This is a genomic window from Aeromonas sp. sif2433 (genome assembly GCF_019218705.1).
GTDB lineage: Bacteria > Pseudomonadota > Gammaproteobacteria > Enterobacterales > Aeromonadaceae > Aeromonas > Aeromonas encheleia.
The window spans coordinates 437,407-454,607 of sequence record NZ_JAHUXD010000002.1 but is presented as its reverse complement, the minus strand read 5'-3'; the positions used below and the strand labels follow the sequence as shown (position 1 = coordinate 454,607).

Genomic DNA, 17,201 nt, shown 5'->3' with positions numbered 1-17,201 from the left:
GGAAGCAAGATGAGCGGAACCGATGACGAGCAGGATTTGATGGCGGATGCCTGGGCGGCCGCGCTGGAGGAGCAGGTCACGGCGGAGGCCAAGCCGGCCCCGCTGGAGGAGCTGAGGGACGATGCCCCCATCAGCGCCGAGGAGCGCCGCAAGCTGGACACCATTCTGGACATTCCGGTGACCATCGCCATGGAGGTCGGTCGCAGCCAGATCAGCATCCGCAACCTGCTGCAGCTGAACCAGGGCTCGGTAGTCGAGCTGGACAGGGTCGCCGGTGAGCCGCTGGATGTGCTGGTCAACGGCACCCTGATCGCCCACGGCGAGGTGGTGGTGGTGAACGACAAGTTCGGCATCCGCCTGACCGATGTCATCAGCCAGATAGAACGGATCAAGAAGCTCAAATGACCAGAACCATTGCGCTGACCGATGTCATCATCAGTCAGGCCGAAAGGATCAAAAAACTCAAATGATCCGCGTCCTTGCTTTAATGCTGTTCGCCGCCCCCGCACTGGCCGAGGGGGCCAACCCGCCCAGCATCACCTCCTGGCTGCTCTCCAGCCTGATGGTGATCGGCCTCATCCTGGTGCTGGGCTTCCTGCTCAAGAAGAGCAAGCTCACTCAGGTCATGGGGGGCGGCCAGATGAAGGTCATCGCCAGCCTGCCGGTGGGCTACAAGGAGAAGCTGATGGTGGTCAAGGTGGGCGAGCAACAGCTGCTCATCGGGGTGACGCCGCAGCAGGTCAACTTCCTCTACCGCCTGGAGCAGCCGCTGGACGAGAGCCAGCCCCAGGCGTTCTCCCAGCAGCTGGGCAAATTGATGGGCAAGCATGAAAAGAGCTAACTGGATAGGGCTGCTGGCGCTGGTGTCGCTGCTGTTCTCGCCCCTGGCGCTGGCCCAGGACGGCATGTCGGCGCTGACCGTCAAGACCATGGCGGATGGCAGCCAGGAGTACAGCCTGACCCTGCAGGTGCTGGCGCTGATGACCGCGCTCTCCTTCCTGCCGGCCATGGTCATCATGATGACCTCCTTCACCCGGATCATAGTGGTGCTCGGGATCCTCAGACAGGCCATAGGCCTGCAGCAGAGTCCGTCCAACCAGGTATTGATCGGCATCGCCCTGTTCATGTCCTTCTTCATCATGTCGCCGGTGCTGGATCGCATCAACGAGGAGGCGCTGCAGCCCTATCTGGCGGAGACCATAGGGCCCAAGGAGGCGCTGGAGAAAGCCGAACAGCCCATCCACCAGTTCATGCTGGCCCAGACCCGGGTCAAGGATCTCAACACCTTCATGGAGATAGCGAACGTGCAGGTGGAGAAGCCGACCGAGGTGCCGCTGCGGGTGTTGATCCCGGCCTTCGTCACCAGCGAGCTCAAGACCGCATTCCAGATAGGCTTCATGCTGTTTCTGCCGTTCCTGGTGATCGATCTGGTGGTGGCCAGCATCCTGATGGCCATGGGGATGATGATGCTGTCGCCCATGCTGGTCTCCCTGCCCTTCAAGCTGATGCTGTTCGTCATGGTGGACGGCTGGAACCTGATCCTGGGCTCGCTCGCGAACAGCTTCGGGCTGGGCGCCGGCTAAGCACAAGGAGCCGATTACATGAGTCCGGAAACCTTTGTCGACGTGTTTCGTGAGGCACTCTGGCTGGTGACCATCATGGTGTGCGCCGTGATCCTGCCCAGCCTGATGGTGGGGCTGATCGTCGCCATCTTCCAGGCCGCGACCTCCATCAACGAGCAGACCCTGAGCTTCCTGCCCCGTCTCATCGTGACCCTGTTCGCCCTGGGCGCGGGGGCCCACTGGGGCCTGCAGAGCCTGATGGACTTCTTCATGCTGATGGTGAGCCAGATACCCGAGGTGGTGGGATGATCCATACCATGTTGGCGCAAGCATCATCGTCTGACGTCCTGCTGATGGCGGTATGTCAGGGCTCCCCCGAGGTGATGGATTGATCATTCGGGTGGCGGCATGACCTATACCACCACGCTCATCATGGAGTGGCTGGCGTCCATCCTCTGGCCGCTGGCACGGGTGAGCAGCCTGCTGATGGTGATGGCGGTGTTTGGCAGCCGGCTGGCGCCGGCGCACATCCGCATCGGCCTGGCGCTGGCCATTACTCTCATCATCGCCCCCCTGTTGCCACCCATGCCCAAGATAGAGCTGTTCTCCGTCGGCAGCTTTCTGGTGCTGGGGCAGCAGATGCTCATCGGCATCGCACTGGGTCTCATGACCCAGTTCCTGCTGGAGAGCTTCGTGATGGCGGGCCAGATCATCGCCATGCAGACCAGCCTGGGCTTCGCCACCCTGGTGGATCCCATGAATGGCCAGTCTGCCCCCGTGGTGGGGCAGTTCTACCTGATGCTGGCGACCCTGGTGTTTCTGGCGGTGGATGGCCACCTGCTGATGCTGCGGATGGTGGTGCTGAGCTTCGAGACCCTGCCGGTCTCGGACAGCGGCCTGACCCTGCCCGCCATCCGCCGCCTGGTCAGCTTCCTCGGCGTCATGTATCAGGCCTCGCTGGTGATGGCGTTGTCGGCCATCATCGCCCTGCTGCTCATCAACTTCGCGTTCGGGGTCATGACCCGGGCCGCGCCCCAGCTCAACATCTTCAGCATCGGCTTCGCGGTCAGTATGATGTCGGGCCTGTTCATCCTCTGGCTCACCATAGGCGGCTTCATGGGCCACTTCGACGCCATCTGGGAGCGGGTGCAGGAGACCAGCTGCGAACTGATTAACACCCAGTGTTTCGGTGGCCAGAATGGCTGATACCGATCAGGAACGTACAGAACAACCCACGGGCAAACGACTGCAACAGGCCCGGGAAAAAGGGCAGATTGCACGTTCCAAGGAGCTGGGAACCGCCAGCGTGCTGCTGGCGACCGTGTTTGGCTTGCTGATGCTCAAGGAGAGCCTGGCCAGCGCCATGGTCAAGGTGCTCACCATGGGCTTTACCCTGGAGCGGGATCAGGCCTTCGATCCCAACGCCATGGGTGCCATGGTGCCCACCCTGCTGGCCGAGCTGATCCAGCCCCTCGGCCTGCTGTTCCTGCTGGTGACCATCGCCGCCTTCGTCGGCAACACCCTGCTGGGAGGAATGAATTTTTCCTCCGAGGCCATGCTGCCCAAATGGAGCAAGCTGAGCCCCTTGAGTGGTTTGAAGAGGATGTTCGGGGTGCAGTCGCTGGTGGAGCTCATCAAGTCCATCGCCAAGGTGGTGTTCATCAGCCTGTTCGCCTGGTGGATGCTGTCGAGCCAGTTCAACCACCTGCTCAACCTCTCCCTCGAGGGCTTCCCCGGCGGCATCATAGACGCGCTGGACCTGCTGCTGTGGATGCTGATCATCCTCTGCTGCTCCCTCATCCCCATCGTCGCCATCGATGTGCCCTTCCAGACCTGGAACCACAATCGTCAGCTCAAGATGACCAAGCAGGAGATCAAGGACGAGTTCAAGGACAGCGAGGGCAAGCCCGAGGTCAAGGGGCGGATCCGCCGCCTGCAGATGGAGATGGCGATGCGTCGCATGATGGGGGATGTGCCCAAGGCGGATGTGATCATCACCAACCCGAGCCACTACTCGGTGGCGCTGAAATACGACACGGGCAAACCCGGGGCCGCCCCCAAGGTGCTGGCCAAGGGGGTCGACGAGGTGGCGATGAAGATCCGGGAGATAGCGCGGGAATACGAGATCCCCATCATGCCGTCCCCGGCACTCACCCGTGCCATCTATCACTCCACCGAGATCGGTCACGAGATCCCGGAGGGGCTGTTCGCCGCCGTGGCCCAGGTGCTGGCCTATGTCTATCAGCTCAAGAAGTTCCGCCGTGGCCGTGGCCGGCGTCCGACCCCGGTCGCCAAGGATCTGCCCATCCCGCCTGAGTTCCGCAAATAGCCTGTTGTAGATGACTGCGACGCCCTCTGCTGCCAGGATTGGTGGCGGGGACGGTTTGCTACCCTGGTTCAAGCGCGGGTCCATGTCGATCGACCCGGAACGTTTGGCCGCGGCTGACCCCGTTCTCTTCAGTCCCGACCAGGGTTGTCTGAATGCCCTCCGCCGGACTTCTGACAGCTTAAAAATAAAAACCTTATGTATCAATGTATTGAATTGTTGGCTTGATGTTTGCTTTAGTCCAGCACTGGCAGTTGATAATTGAGCATAACGATGGGATTCAAGGCAGCATTGGGCCGTTTAACAGAGTACAGGTGGTTGCTCAGCAAGGGGGTCGGGACCCCGCTGCTGGTGCTCGCCTCCCTCGGCATGGTGGTGCTGCCCATCCCGCCGCTGATGCTCGATATCCTGTTCTCCTTCAACATCGCCCTCTCCATCGTAGTGCTGCTGGTGGCCGTCTATACCCGCCGGCCGCTGGAGTTCGCCGCCTTCCCGACCGTGTTGCTGATCGCCACCCTGCTGCGGCTGGCGCTGAACGTCGCCTCGACCCGGGTCGTGCTGCTGGAAGGCCATAACGGCAGCGCGGCGGCCGGCCATGTGATCGAGGCCTTCGGCAACGTGGTGATCGGTGGCAACTATGCGGTCGGTATCATCGTCTTCATGATCCTGGTGATCATCAACTTCGTGGTGGTCACCAAGGGTGCGGGCCGGATCTCGGAGGTGAGCGCCCGCTTCACCCTGGACGCCATGCCCGGCAAGCAGATGGCCATCGATGCGGACCTGAACGCCGGTCTCATCAATCAGGAAGAGGCCAAGAAGCGGCGCCAGGACGTGACCCAGGAAGCCGACTTCTACGGCTCCATGGACGGTGCCTCCAAATTCGTCAAGGGGGATGCCATCGCCGGCATCATGATCCTCTTCATCAACATCATAGGTGGCTTCATCATCGGCATGATGCAGCACCAGCTCAGCTTCGGCGAGGCGGCCCAGATCTACACCCTGCTCGCCATCGGTGATGGCCTGGTGGCCCAGATCCCCTCCCTGCTGCTCTCCATCGCCGCCGCCATCATAGTGACCCGCCAGAATACCGATCAGGACATGGGCACGGCGGTGCTCGGCCAGCTGTTCGAGAATCCCAAGGCGCTGGTGATCTCCGCCGGCATCCTGCTGATGATGGGCAGCGTGCCCGGCATGCCGCACCTGGCGTTCCTGAGCCTGGGGGCCATAGCGGCGGTCGGGGCCTGGTGGCTGCTGCGGCGCGAGAAACAGCGCGCCGCCAAGGTGGCCAAGGGCGAGCTGATGCCCCAGAGCTCGGATCAGCCTCACGAACAGAAAGACTTGAGCTGGGACGATGTGATGCCGGTGGACATCATAGGGCTGGAGGTGGGTTATCAGCTCATCCCGCTGGTGGACAAGAGCCAGGGCGGTGAGCTGCTCAACCGGATCAAGGGGGTGCGCAAGAAGCTCTCCCAGGAGCTCGGCTTCCTGGTGCCGGCCGTGCACATTCGCGACAACCTGGATCTCGCGCCCAACCAGTACCGCATCACGCTGATGGGAGTGAGTACCGGCGAGGCCACCGTCTACCACGACAAGGAGATGGCCATCAATCCGGGCCAGGTGTTCGGCCAGGTCCAGGGCATCGCGACCCAGGATCCCGCATTCGGGCTGGAGGCGGTGTGGGTCGCCAAGGATCAGGTCTCCCACGCCCAGACCCTGGGTTACACCGTGGTGGATGCCGCCACCGTGGTGGCCACTCACCTGAGCCAGATCCTCTCCAACCATGCCGCCCTGCTGCTCGGTCACGACGAGGTGCAGCAGCTGCTGGACATGATAGGGAAGCATCAGAGCAAGCTGGTGGAGGGGCTGGTGCCCGAGGTGATCAGCATGGGCAACCTGGTCAAGGTATTGCAAAATCTGCTCAATGAGGGCGTGCCAATTCGCGATATGCGCACTATTCTGCAGACCCTCGTGGAATATGCGCCGCGCAGTCCGGATCCGGAAGTGCTGACGGCCGCCTGCCGCATCGCCCTGCGCCGCTTGATAGTGCAGGAGATCGCGGGTCCCGATCCCGAGCTTCCGGTGATCACCCTGGCGCCAGAATTGGAACGTATATTGCATCAATCCTTGCAAGCAGGTGGGGGAGATGGCGCCGGTATCGAACCGGGACTGGCGGAGCGGATGCAGCGCTCGCTGGTGGAAGCCACTCAACGACAAGAACTGGAAGGCCAGCCGGCCGTGCTTCTGACATCGGGGATATTGCGCAATACCCTGGCGAAATTTGTCAAGAATGCCATTCCTGGATTACGCGTTCTGTCTTATCAGGAAGTGCCTGATGACAAGCAAATCCGCATCGTCAGTGCGGTAGGACAGGGCTAGTTAGCGGAGATGACGGGTGAAGATTAAGCGGTTTTTTGCCAAAGACATGCGCACGGCCCTGGCCGAGGTCAAGGAGACACTCGGGCCGGATGCTGTCATCATGTCCAACAAGAAGGTCACCGGTGGGGTGGAGATAGTCGCGGCCGTCGATTATCAGTCTCAGGTGCCTGGACCTAAAGATGCGCCGGTTCGCCGTCAGTTGAACGATGAGAGCGTCAATATCTCGTCTGCGGGCAAGCAGATGACGCGCTCGGCTCCCCCCAAGGAGCAGAACGAATACTATGCCGACACCCTGGCGGCCCTGCTGGCGCGCCAGCAGAAACTCAATCCCGCCAATCCCGCCAATCCGGCGGCGAGTGGCAATCAGTCCGCCGGCCTGGTGTCGGCCAATGCGGCGCCCAGAACCCTGGCCGAACAGGGCCAGTGGGGCGCCGCCCCCGAACCCGTCAAGCCCAAGGCTCGTCCTGCGCCCGGCCCGCGTCCTGCCCAACCCGCCCAGCGGGATCAGGAGATGGAAGGGATGCGCAAGGAGATGGCCAGCATTCGCAAGCTGCTCGAGCACCAGATCTCCGGCCTGATGTGGCAGGAGGTGGAGCGCCGCGAGCCGATGCGGGCGCTGCTCATCAAGGAACTCAAGAAGATGGGGTTCGATGATGCCTTCGCCGACCAGCTCGCCGGGTTGATCCCGGAGGAGATGCCCATTCATCAGGCCATGGCCCAGCTGGCCGAGGTACTGACGGCCCAGCTCAAGATCAGCGAAGACGAGATCCTGCGCCAGGGCGGTGCCGTGGCGCTGCTCGGCCCGACCGGGGTGGGCAAGACCACCACCATCGCCAAGCTGGCGGCCCGCTTCGCCATGAAATACGGCGCCGAGCAGGTGGCCCTCATCACCACCGACAACTACCGGATCGGGGCCCACGAGCAGTTGCAGACCTATGGTCGCATCATGGGCTGCCCGGTGCGCCAGGTGAGGGACGCCGAAGAGCTGGCCAACGCGCTCTATCAGTTCCGCAACCGCCGGCTGGTGCTCATCGATACCGCCGGGGTGGGTCAGCGGGACATCCGCCTGACCGAGCAGCTCGACACCTTGGTCAAGAATGCCAAGGTGCGCATTCGCAGTTATCTGGTCATGTCGGCGACGTCCCAGCGCCGGGTGATGCAGGAGGCGGTGGATCACTTCCGGCGCATCCCGCTCTCCGGCTGCATCCTGACCAAGCTGGACGAGAGCCTGAACCTGGGTGAAGTGATCAACGTATGCATCCAGAACGCGCTGCCCATCAGCTACATCACCGATGGACAGCGGGTGCCGGAAGATATTCAAGTTGCCAACGCGGCGCTGCTGGTCGGTGCCGCCATGGGTTCGCTGGAGCGGGAAACAGAAGATCCCTACTTCTGGGGTTCAGGTTTTGGCGAGGCCGAAGATTCGGAGTTTTATGAGTAACATCTATATGGATCAGGCGAGTGGTCTGCGCAAAATGCGTCAAAACAATCGAGTTAAAGTGATCGCCGTGTCCGGAGGCAAGGGGGGCGTGGGCAAGACCAACGTCACCCTGAACGTGGCGGGAGCCATGGCCGCCCAGGGCAAACGGGTGTTGGTGCTGGATGCCGACCTTGGCCTGGCCAACGTCGACGTCATGCTGGGGCTGCGGGTGCATCGCAACCTGTCCCATGTGCTGGCCGGGGAGTGCACCATAGACGACATCATCGTCGAGGGGCCCTACGGCATGATGATAGTGCCAGCCACCTCGGGTACCCAGTCCATGGTCGAGCTCTCGCCGGTGCAACATGCCGAGCTCATCCGTGCCTTCAGCGAGATGAAGACCCAGGTCGACGTGCTGCTGGTGGACACGGCGGCGGGGATCTCCGACATGGTGCTGAGCTTCACCCGTGCGGCCCAGGACATCATGGTGGTGGTGTGCGATGAGCCCACCTCCATCACCGATGCCTACGCCCTCATCAAGATCCTCTCCAAGGATCACGGCGTGTTCCGTTTCAAGGTGGTGGCCAACATGGTGCGCTCCTTGCGCGAGGGGCAGGAGCTCTTCGCCAAGCTGACCCGGGTCACCGACCGTTTCCTCGACACCTCGCTGGAGCTGGTGGCCTGCGTGCCCTACGACACCAATCTGCGCGCCGCCGTGCGCAAGCAGAAGCTGATCGTCGAGGCCTTCCCCAAGTCACCGGCCGCCCTGGCGTTTCGCGCCCTGGCCAACAAGGCGGCGAGCTGGCCCATTCCGCATCAGCCAGGGGGTCATCTCGAATTTTTCCTGGAAAATTTATTGCAAAAGCCGGTCATAGCACAGGAAGACTCCCGTGAATAAAACCCAAGCATACTTGCGTCATCAGGATTCCTATGTGCTGGTCGAGCGTCATGCTCCGCTGGTTAAACGGATCGCCCAGCATTTATTGGCTCGCCTGCCAAGCAGTGTCTTGCTGGATGACCTGATCCAGGCAGGTATGATTGGGCTGCTCGAAGCCTCCCGCAATTTTGACGGCAGCAAGGGCGCCAGCTTTGAAACCTATGCCGGCATCCGCATCCGCGGTGCCATGCTCGACGAGATCCGCCGTGGCGACTGGGTGCCGCGCTCGGTCCACCGCAACAGCCGCGCCATCGCCGAGGCCATCGAGAACGTGGAGCAGGTGCACGGTCGCGATGCCAGGGACACCGAGGTGGCGACCCAGATGGGCGTCTCCCTCGGCGAGTACCACGGCATGCTGCAGGACGTCTCCTGCGGCAAGATCATCGGCATCGAGGATCTCGGGGTCAGCGAGGATGTGATAGGGCATCCCGATGACGCCAGCGGTCATGGCGGCTTCGACGATCTGGCGGCCGAGCGTTTCCAGGGCGCCCTGGCCGAGCATATCTCCCGCCTGCCCGAGCGCGAGGCGCTGGTGCTCTCCCTCTATTACGACGAGGAGCTGAACCTGCGCGAGATCGGCGAGGTGTTGAGCGTGAGTGAGTCTCGGGTGAGCCAGATACACAGTCAGGCCATGCACAGATTGCGTGCCCGCCTGCGAGATTGGAATTTATAAGTGGTTGTACTGGCTACACTGGAACGCAACTCTAAGGCATAATTCGCAGCATAAAACCTGCATTCTGCATCATGTAAGTGAGCCGTTTTGGCGGCTATTTAGGAGGGAATTTTGGACAAGAACATGAAAATCCTCATCGTGGATGATTTTTCAACGATGCGCCGGATTATCAAGAACTTGCTGCGTGACCTGGGATATAACAATACCCATGAAGCAGACGATGGCAACACGGCGCTGCCGATGTTGAAAAATGGCGACTTCCAGTTTGTGGTCACCGACTGGAACATGCCTGGCATGCAGGGCATCGACCTGCTCAAGGCGATCCGTCTCGATGACAAACTCAAGCACCTGCCGGTGTTGATGGTGACTGCCGAAGCCAAGCGCGAGCAGATCATCGAAGCCGCTCAGGCCGGGGTCAATGGCTACATCGTCAAGCCGTTCACCGCCGCCACTCTCAAAGAGAAGCTCGACAAAATCTTTGAACGCATCGGCTAAGGAGTGGCAGGGATGACGGCCAAAACGAGTGCCATGATCTCGCTCGAGCAGGCAAGGATGCTGGTTGCCCACCTCGAGCAAGGTGAATTTGAACAGGCCGATACCATCCTCGCCGATGTGTGTGCCCCCAATGCCGCCGCCCTGTTTGACAGGGTCGGCCAGCTTACCCGCCAACTGCACGACTCTTTACAGGACTTTCGGCTGGATCCCAGGATCCCCGACCTGGCCACCCACGAGATCCCCGATGCCCGGGAGCGTCTGAGCTATGTCATTGACATGACGGACAAGGCCGCCAATCGCACCATGGATGCGGTCGAGGCCAGTCTCCCCATTGCCGATCGGCTCAATGACAACATCCAGCTGGTGATGCCCAATTGGAATGCCTTGATGAGCCGGGATCTTGAGCTGGGCCAGTTCAAGGCACTCTGCCATCAACTGAATGATTTTATTAAGGCTTCGGAGACGGATGCCGATAAGTTACGACAACTGCTGACGGAAATCCTGATGGCACAGGACTTTCAGGATTTGACCGGCCAGATGATCCGCAAGGTCATCAAGCTGGTGCAGGAAGTTGAAACGAAGTTGATAGAGATGCTGACCATGTTTGGTGAGGCCGCCATCGAGCATTCGGTGCGCAGCTTGCCGGCAAGCGGCATCGAGGCAGAAGGTCCCATCATGAACCCTGAGACAAGGTCTGATGTGGTCAATGGCCAGGATGATGTGGACGATCTGCTGTCTAGTCTGGGATTCTAATGGAGTGACGCATGGCCTTCGAAGTTGATGAAGACATACTGCAAGACTTTTTGGTCGAAGCATCAGAAATATTGGAACAGTTGTCTGAACAACTGGTCGACTTGGAAAAGCGACCCGATGACAAGAATCTGTTGAATGCCATCTTCCGCGGCTTCCACACCGTCAAGGGCGGAGCCGGTTTCCTCTCCCTGACCGAGCTGGTGGATGTCTGCCACGGCGCCGAGAACCTGTTCGACCTGCTGCGCAACGGCAAGCGGACTCTGAGCGCCGAGCTGATGGATGTCATTTTACAGGCGCTGGATGCCATCAACGTCATGTTTGCCCAGGTACAGAACCGGGAGCCGACCAGCCCGGCCTCTGCCGATCTCCTGCACGACCTGCACGAGCTGTGCAAACCCGAAGGGCAGGAGCAGCTGCGCACCGTCGCCGCTGCGGCCATAGTCCCGCCGCCTGCCCCCGAGCCGGTGAGCATACCCGCCAGCGTCCCCGCCGCCGTGAATGGCGGTGGCTCCATCGATGAAATTTCCGCCGATGAATTCGAGCGCCTGCTGGACGAACTGCACGGTGCCGGCAAGGCGCCGACGGTCTCCGCCGCGCCGGTGTTGAGCGGCTCCGGCGACATCACGGACGACGAGTTCGAGGCGCTGCTCGACCAGCTGCACGGCCAGGGTCAGCACGGTGGAGCGCCGGATCTCGCCCCATTGCAATCGGTCCAGCAAGAGGTGGACGCGCTCATCGACGATGACGAGTTTGAACGCCTGCTCGATGAGCTGCACGGCCGTGGCCAGGCGCCCCAACACAGCATGGCGCCTCCGGCTGCGCCGGCACCGACCCCGGTCCAGCCCAGCGCGCCGGTCGCGGTCAGCCCAGCGCCCGCCAAGCCAGCCCCAACACCGGCCAAGCCAGCACCGGCACCCGCTCCTGCCAAGCAGGCGGCTCCCGCCGAGAGCGGCAATGCGATGCAGAACGACACCACGGTGCGGGTGGATACCAAGACCCTGGACGTCATCATGAACATGGTGGGTGAGCTGGTGCTGGTGCGCAACCGCCTGGTGAGCCTCGGCATCGCCAGCAACGACGAGGAGATGTCCAAGGCGGTGGCCAACCTGGATGTGGTGACGGCGGATCTGCAGGGGGCGGTCATGAAGACCCGCATGCAGCCCATCAAGAAGGTGTTCGGTCGCTTCCCCCGGGTGGTGCGCGATCTGGCCAGGACCCTCAAGAAAGACATCGAATTGATCATGGTCGGGGAGGAGACGGATCTCGACAAGAACCTGGTCGAGGCCCTGGCCGATCCCCTGGTGCACCTGGTGCGCAACTCCTGCGATCACGGCGTCGAGATGCCGGATGTGCGCGAGAAGGCGGGCAAGCCCCGTCAGGGCACCATCACCCTGAGCGCCTCCCAGCAAGGGGATCACATCCTGCTCTGCATCGAGGATGACGGCGCCGGCATGGATCCGGAGAAGCTGAAATCCATCGCCATCAGCCGCGGCGTGCTCGATGCCGACAGCGCGGCGCGCATGAGCGACAACGATGCCTACAACCTGATCTTCGCCCCCGGTTTCTCCACCAAGTCGGAGATCTCCGACATCTCGGGCCGTGGCGTCGGCATGGACGTGGTGAAGACCAGCATCGTCAGCCTGAATGGCTCGGTGCACATAGATTCGACCTGGGGCAAGGGCACTCGCCTCGAGATCAAGGTCCCGCTCACTCTGGCCATACTGCCGACCCTGATGGTGGAAGTGGGGGCTCAGACCTTCGCCCTGCCGCTCGGCTGCGTGAACGAGATTTTCCATCTTGACCTGAAGAAGGCCAACGTGGTGGACGGCCAGCTCACCATCATAGTGCGCGACAAGGCGATCCCGCTGTTCTACCTGCACAAGTGGCTGGTACGCGGCGCCGGCAAGACGGCGCGCCAGGACACCGGCCACGTGGTCATAGTGCAGATCGGTACCCAGCAGGTAGGCTTCGTCGTGGACAATCTCATCGGCCAGGAAGAGGTGGTGATAAAGCCCTTGGACAACCTGCTGCAGGGCACCCCCGGCATGGCCGGTGCCACCATCACCAGCGACGGCGGCATCGCCCTCATTCTGGATGTACCCAGCCTGCTCAAGGCCTATGCGCGCCGGCACTGATCGTTCCGACCCGAGGAGTTAGAAGAATAACAATGGCAGTCAAGGTATTAGTGGTCGACGATTCGAGCTTCTTCCGCCGCAGGGTCAGCGAAATTATCAATCAGGATCCCCTGATGACGGTGATCGACACGGCCCAGAATGGACGGGAGGCGGTGGACAAGGCGCTGCAGTTGCGGCCCGATGTCATCACCATGGACATAGAGATGCCGGTACTCGACGGCATCAGCGCCGTGCGCGAGATCATGGCCAAGTGTCCCACCCCCATACTGATGTTCTCCTCGCTGACCCACGATGGCGCCAAGGCGACCCTGGATGCGCTGGATGCCGGTGCCCTCGACTTTCTCCCCAAGAAGTTCGAAGACATCGCCCGCGACAAGGACGAAGCGGTCAGGCTGTTGCAGCAGCGGGTCAGGGAGATCGCCCGCAAGCGCTTCCTGATGGCGGCCAAGCCCAGGGTGGCGGAGCCCGTGGTACGGCCCGTCCCGGGCGGCACCACGGCTCGCCCCGGCGAGCGAGCGCCCGAGCCGGTACGCGCGCCGAGCGCCCCCGCGAGCTTCGCGAGCTTCAAGCGCAGCGGCAAGAGCTATCAGCTGGTGGCCATCGGCACCTCCACCGGCGGACCAGTGGCGTTGCAAAACGTGCTGACCAAGCTGCCGGGGGATTTCCCTCACCCCATTTTGCTGATCCAGCACATGCCGGCGACCTTTACCGCGGCCTTCGCCGCCCGTCTCAACGGCCTGTGCCTGATCGGGGTCAAGGAGGCGGAGGACGGCGACGTGGTGAAACCGGGTCAGGCCTACCTGGCGCCGGGCGGCAAGCAGATGCTGCTGGAAGGGCGCGGGCCAGGGGCACGCATCCGCATCATAGAGGGCAATGACAAGGTCAACTACAAGCCCTGCGTCGACATCACCTTCGCCTCGGCGGCCAAGATCTATGGCGACAAGGTGCTCGCCATAGTGCTGACCGGCATGGGCGCCGACGGCCGGGATGGCGCTCGTCTGCTCAAGGAGCAGGGGTCCACCATCTGGGCGCAGGATGAAGCCTCCTGTGTCGTCTACGGCATGCCGCAGGCGGTCGCCAAGGCCGGCATCGCGAGCGAGTCACTGCCGCTGGATCGGGTGGCGCAGCGCATCCTGGTCGAGTTGGGCCGCTAACCATGGGCATGCTCGGTCTGTTGCTGGCGTTGGGGGCCGTGGCCGTTGCCCAGTGGTGGCACGGCGGTACCCTGCTGACCCTGCTGGACGGCCCGGCCTTCGTCATAGTGGTGGGCGGCACCTGGGGCGCGGTGATCCTGCAGACGCCCCGCAAATACCTGCTGGAGGCGCTCAGGCAAGCCGGCTGGATGCTGTTCCCCCCGCACTGGGATCTGCGTCAGCAGGCGGAGCGGCTGCAGACCTGGGCCGTCTTCGCCCGCCAGCAAGGCTTGCTGGCGCTGGAAGACCAGGCCGACGCCGAGGCCGATCCCTTCACCCGTCAGGGCCTGACCATGATAGTGGACGGGGTCTCCATCGAAGACATCCGCATGCTGCTGGAGGCGGACATCGACATCGAGCAGGAGCGCAACGAGCACGCCGCCAGGGTGTTCGAGGCCATGGGGGGCTACAGCCCGACCATCGGCATCATAGGCGCCGTGATCGGCCTCATCCAGGCCATGTTTCACCTGGATGAACCGAACACGCTCGGCGCCGGCATCGCCATCGCCTTCGTCGCGACCATCTATGGGGTGGGCTTCGCCAACCTGCTCTATCTACCGGTGGCCAACCGCCTGCGGGCGTTCCATTACCAGTACGGTCTCTATCAGGAGATGACCCTGGAGGGGCTGCTGGCCATCGCCCATGGCGAGAATGGTCTGCAGGTTGAACGGCGGTTGAAGGCCTATCTGAAAGGGGAATAGCCATGCGCAAGCGTTACCGTTTGCATCTGCAAGGGCGAGAGCATCTCGACCGCTGGCTGGTTTCCTATGCCGATTACATGACGCTCATCTTCGCGCTCTTCGTGGTGCTCTACTCCGTGGCCATCGTCAACAAGGAGAAGTATCGCGCCGTCATCGACGGCATGACCCAGGCGTTCAACCAGCAGGTGGTGCCGCGCAGCGACGGCTTGCTGGACGGGCAGGGCAAGTCCCTGCTGAATCAGCCGGTGTCGGCCGCCCCCTCGCTGCTGGAGAGCACGGCGTCCCCGTCGCCTTCCCTTGCCCCCATCTCCGGCGTGCCCATCCAGCAGGACGGCACGGCCCTCGCCACCATCGATCTGCAATTGCAGCAATCCATGGGCGCGCTGGTCGAGGCCGGGGTGGTCAAGCTGGCGCAGGATGACAACTGGCTGACGGTGGAGCTGAGCTCTGGGCTGCTGTTCAACAGCGGCAGCGCCTTCCTGGGGGCCAATGCCGCCCCGGTGCTCGATACGCTTTCAGGTATTCTGAAACCGGTCGATAACTACATCAGGGTGCGGGGTTATACGGATAACCAGCAGATAAATAATGAAATTTTTCGCTCCAATTGGGCACTGTCCGCCGCACGGGCCGAGGCCGTGCTCGGCGCCCTGGTCGCCAAGGGGATAGCGCCCCAGCGACTCGCGTACGAGGCCTATGGGGAATTTTCGCCCTTCGCCGATAACGGCAGTGAACAGGGGCGGTTACAGAATCGCAAGGTCGTGGTCGCCATCTCAAGGTTCGCCTGGGTGCCGCCACCGGCTCCCGTCAGACCCGTGACGGAACCATCTGTCCCGGCCGCGCAACAGGCGGCAGAGGCGGAGGACGTCAGGGTAGTGACGCTGCCCGGTGGTGGCATACGAATAACAACAAGACAGGATTGATACATTGATTGTTTGGACGGTTGCCAATCAGAAAGGTGGAGTCGGTAAAACCACCACAGTGGTCTCCCTCGCGGGCATCCTGGCCCAGCGTGGCCAGCGCGTGCTGCTGATCGACACCGACCCTCACGCCTCCCTGACCTCCTATTTCGATTTCGATTCGGACCGGCTGGACGGCACCCTGTACGAGCTGTTCCAGGCGGCCAAGCCGAGCAGCGATCTGGTCAACCGGATGACGCTCAAGACCCGGTTCGAGAATATTCATCTGCTGCCCGCCTCCATCACCCTGGCGACCCTGGATCGGGTGATGGGCAACCGGGAGGGCATGGGGCTGGTGCTCAAGCGTGCCCTGCTGCGGGTGCAGGATCAGTACGACTATGTGCTGATCGATTGCCCGCCGGTGCTGGGGGTGATGATGGTCAATGCCCTGGCGGCCTGCGATCGGATCCTGGTGCCGGTGCAGACCGAGTTTTTGGCCCTCAAGGGGCTGGAGCGGATGATGAAGACCTTCGAGATCATGCAGCGATCCAAGCGGGACAAGTTCCGCTATACCGTCATCCCGACCATGTTTGACAAACGTACCCGTGCCTCCCTGATGACCCTGCAGTCCATCAAGGAGCAGTATGGCGAGGCGGTCTGGAATGCCGTCATCCCCATCGACACCAAGTTCAGGGATGCCAGCCTGCTGCACGTTCCGCCCTCCATCTACGCGCCGGGCAGCCGTGGCACCTATGCCTACGAGACCCTGCTCAACCATCTCGATGCCCAGGAGCGTCAACGGCGCCAGGAGGTGAAGCCATGAGAGACAGCACCCAGGTTCGGGCCATGGATGATTACTTCCACTCCCTGCTGCTGGACGACGTCCTGCTGCGGGAGAGCCTGGATGAGGAGGCGCCGGCGGTGGACCTGCCCCTGCTGCGCCAGGCTCAGCCGGTCGTACAGCCCGAGGTGATAGCTGCGCCCTATCTCGAGGCCGACCCGCGGCTCGAGCAGCTGAGCGAGCTGCTGGCCCAGGTGAGCCAGGTACAGGACGAGATGGATGTCCTCAGTCATGAGGAAGTCCGGGTCGAGCCCCTGCAGATCGAGGTCGAGGCGAGTGAGCCCGAGCTGAACGACTGGGTGGTGCCAGAGATGGTGCCCGAGCCCGCCGAACCGGCGACCCTGCTGCTCACCGAGCCGGCGCTGGCCTTGGCCATCGAGGCGGTGCCCGAGCCCTCAACTTGGGAGAACCTGGACACCGGCAACGAGTTTCAGGCGCTCTTCTTCGACGTGGCCGGGGTGACCTTCGCGGTGCCCTTGACCGAGCTCGGTGGCATTCACCAGCTGGGGGAGGTCACCTCCCTGTTTGGTCAGCCGGCCTGGTATCGCGGCATCATGACCTCCCGGGAGCAGAAGATGAACGTGGTGGACACGGCGCTCTGGGTGATGCCGGACAAGACGCTGGACGTCACCGATTACAAGTACCTGATCATGCTGGGAGAGTCCCCCTGGGGGCTGGCCTGCCATCAGCTGAAGGGCACCGAGCTGCTGCGCCGGGATCAGGTGAAATGGCGCCACCAGGAGGGCAAGCGCCCCTGGCTGGCGGGCATGGTCAAGGAGAAGATGTGTGCCCTGCTGCACGTCAGGGAGCTGCTGGTGCTGCTGGGGCGTGGCGTGAACATAGAAGGTCGCTGATTACATCGGCACTGCCGTGATTTTATTGCTAATTTTACC

18 protein-coding genes are annotated in these 17,201 nt (G+C 62.2%); all 18 read left to right on the top strand.

Annotated features, from left to right (window positions below; genetic code table 11):
* The first annotated feature begins 9 nt into the window (after positions 1-9).
* A complete protein-coding gene (gene fliN / locus KW825_RS05070; protein WP_042650085.1) occupies positions 10-405 on the top strand; it encodes a flagellar motor switch protein FliN in 396 nt (131 codons plus the stop codon).
* 61 nt (positions 406-466) lie between these two features.
* Positions 467-841 (top strand): flagellar biosynthetic protein FliO, encoded by a 375-nt coding sequence (gene fliO / locus KW825_RS05065; protein WP_042652602.1) that lies wholly within the window; start codon positions 467-469, stop codon positions 839-841.
* Positions 828-1,583, top strand: coding sequence for a flagellar type III secretion system pore protein FliP (fliP, locus tag KW825_RS05060; RefSeq protein ID WP_218328447.1), 756 nt, complete (start codon positions 828-830; stop codon positions 1,581-1,583). Before fliO ends, fliP begins: the two co-directional genes overlap by 14 nt.
* Before the next feature lie 18 nt (positions 1,584-1,601).
* Positions 1,602-1,871, top strand: coding sequence for a flagellar biosynthesis protein FliQ (gene fliQ, locus KW825_RS05055; RefSeq protein ID WP_042652600.1), 270 nt, complete (start codon positions 1,602-1,604; stop codon positions 1,869-1,871).
* 99 nt (positions 1,872-1,970) lie between these two features.
* Positions 1,971-2,768 (top strand): flagellar biosynthetic protein FliR, encoded by a 798-nt coding sequence (fliR, locus tag KW825_RS05050; protein ID WP_218328446.1) that lies wholly within the window; start codon positions 1,971-1,973, stop codon positions 2,766-2,768.
* Positions 2,761-3,891: a flagellar biosynthesis protein FlhB gene (flhB, locus tag KW825_RS05045; RefSeq protein ID WP_218328445.1), complete on the top strand. Its 1,131-nt coding sequence runs from the start codon at positions 2,761-2,763 to the stop codon at positions 3,889-3,891. Before fliR ends, flhB begins: the two co-directional genes overlap by 8 nt.
* Positions 3,892-4,161: 270 nt before the next feature.
* A complete protein-coding gene (gene flhA, locus KW825_RS05040) occupies positions 4,162-6,264 on the top strand; it encodes a flagellar biosynthesis protein FlhA (protein WP_218290685.1) in 2,103 nt (700 codons plus the stop codon).
* A 16-nt stretch (positions 6,265-6,280) separates the two neighbouring features.
* Positions 6,281-7,705: a flagellar biosynthesis protein FlhF gene (flhF, locus tag KW825_RS05035; RefSeq protein ID WP_218328444.1), complete on the top strand. Its 1,425-nt coding sequence runs from the start codon at positions 6,281-6,283 to the stop codon at positions 7,703-7,705.
* Positions 7,698-8,582, top strand: coding sequence for a MinD/ParA family protein (locus tag KW825_RS05030; RefSeq protein WP_042652595.1), 885 nt, complete (start codon positions 7,698-7,700; stop codon positions 8,580-8,582). Before flhF ends, KW825_RS05030 begins: the two co-directional genes overlap by 8 nt.
* On the top strand, positions 8,575-9,294 hold the full coding sequence (locus KW825_RS05025; RefSeq protein WP_218328443.1) for an RNA polymerase sigma factor FliA: 720 nt from the start codon (positions 8,575-8,577) through the stop codon (positions 9,292-9,294). Before KW825_RS05030 ends, KW825_RS05025 begins: the two co-directional genes overlap by 8 nt.
* Positions 9,295-9,405: 111 nt before the next feature.
* On the top strand, positions 9,406-9,789 hold the full coding sequence (gene cheY / locus KW825_RS05020) for a chemotaxis response regulator CheY (protein WP_010673934.1): 384 nt from the start codon (positions 9,406-9,408) through the stop codon (positions 9,787-9,789).
* Positions 9,790-9,801: 12 nt separating this feature from the next.
* Entirely contained in the window at positions 9,802-10,542 is a 741-nt protein-coding gene (locus KW825_RS05015) for a protein phosphatase CheZ (protein WP_042652593.1), read from the top strand.
* 11 nt (positions 10,543-10,553) lie between these two features.
* Positions 10,554-12,677, top strand: coding sequence for a chemotaxis protein CheA (locus tag KW825_RS05010; protein WP_218328442.1), 2,124 nt, complete (start codon positions 10,554-10,556; stop codon positions 12,675-12,677).
* 32 nt (positions 12,678-12,709) lie between these two features.
* On the top strand, positions 12,710-13,831 hold the full coding sequence (locus KW825_RS05005; protein ID WP_218328441.1) for a chemotaxis response regulator protein-glutamate methylesterase: 1,122 nt from the start codon (positions 12,710-12,712) through the stop codon (positions 13,829-13,831).
* A 2-nt stretch (positions 13,832-13,833) separates the two neighbouring features.
* Complete coding sequence (locus KW825_RS05000) at positions 13,834-14,571, top strand: flagellar motor protein (protein ID WP_218328440.1); 738 nt, start codon at positions 13,834-13,836, stop codon at positions 14,569-14,571.
* A gap of 2 nt (positions 14,572-14,573) precedes the next feature.
* Positions 14,574-15,491, top strand: coding sequence for a flagellar motor protein MotB (locus KW825_RS04995; protein WP_218328439.1), 918 nt, complete (start codon positions 14,574-14,576; stop codon positions 15,489-15,491).
* Positions 15,492-15,495: 4 nt separating this feature from the next.
* The gene (locus tag KW825_RS04990; protein WP_042652588.1) at positions 15,496-16,290 is read left to right on the top strand and encodes a ParA family protein; all 795 of its coding nucleotides are present in this window, start codon (positions 15,496-15,498) and stop codon (positions 16,288-16,290) included.
* The gene (locus KW825_RS04985) at positions 16,287-17,162 is read left to right on the top strand and encodes a chemotaxis protein CheW (RefSeq protein WP_218328438.1); all 876 of its coding nucleotides are present in this window, start codon (positions 16,287-16,289) and stop codon (positions 17,160-17,162) included. The genes KW825_RS04990 and KW825_RS04985 overlap by 4 nt, the downstream gene beginning before the upstream one ends.
* Positions 17,163-17,201: the final 39 nt, after the last annotated feature.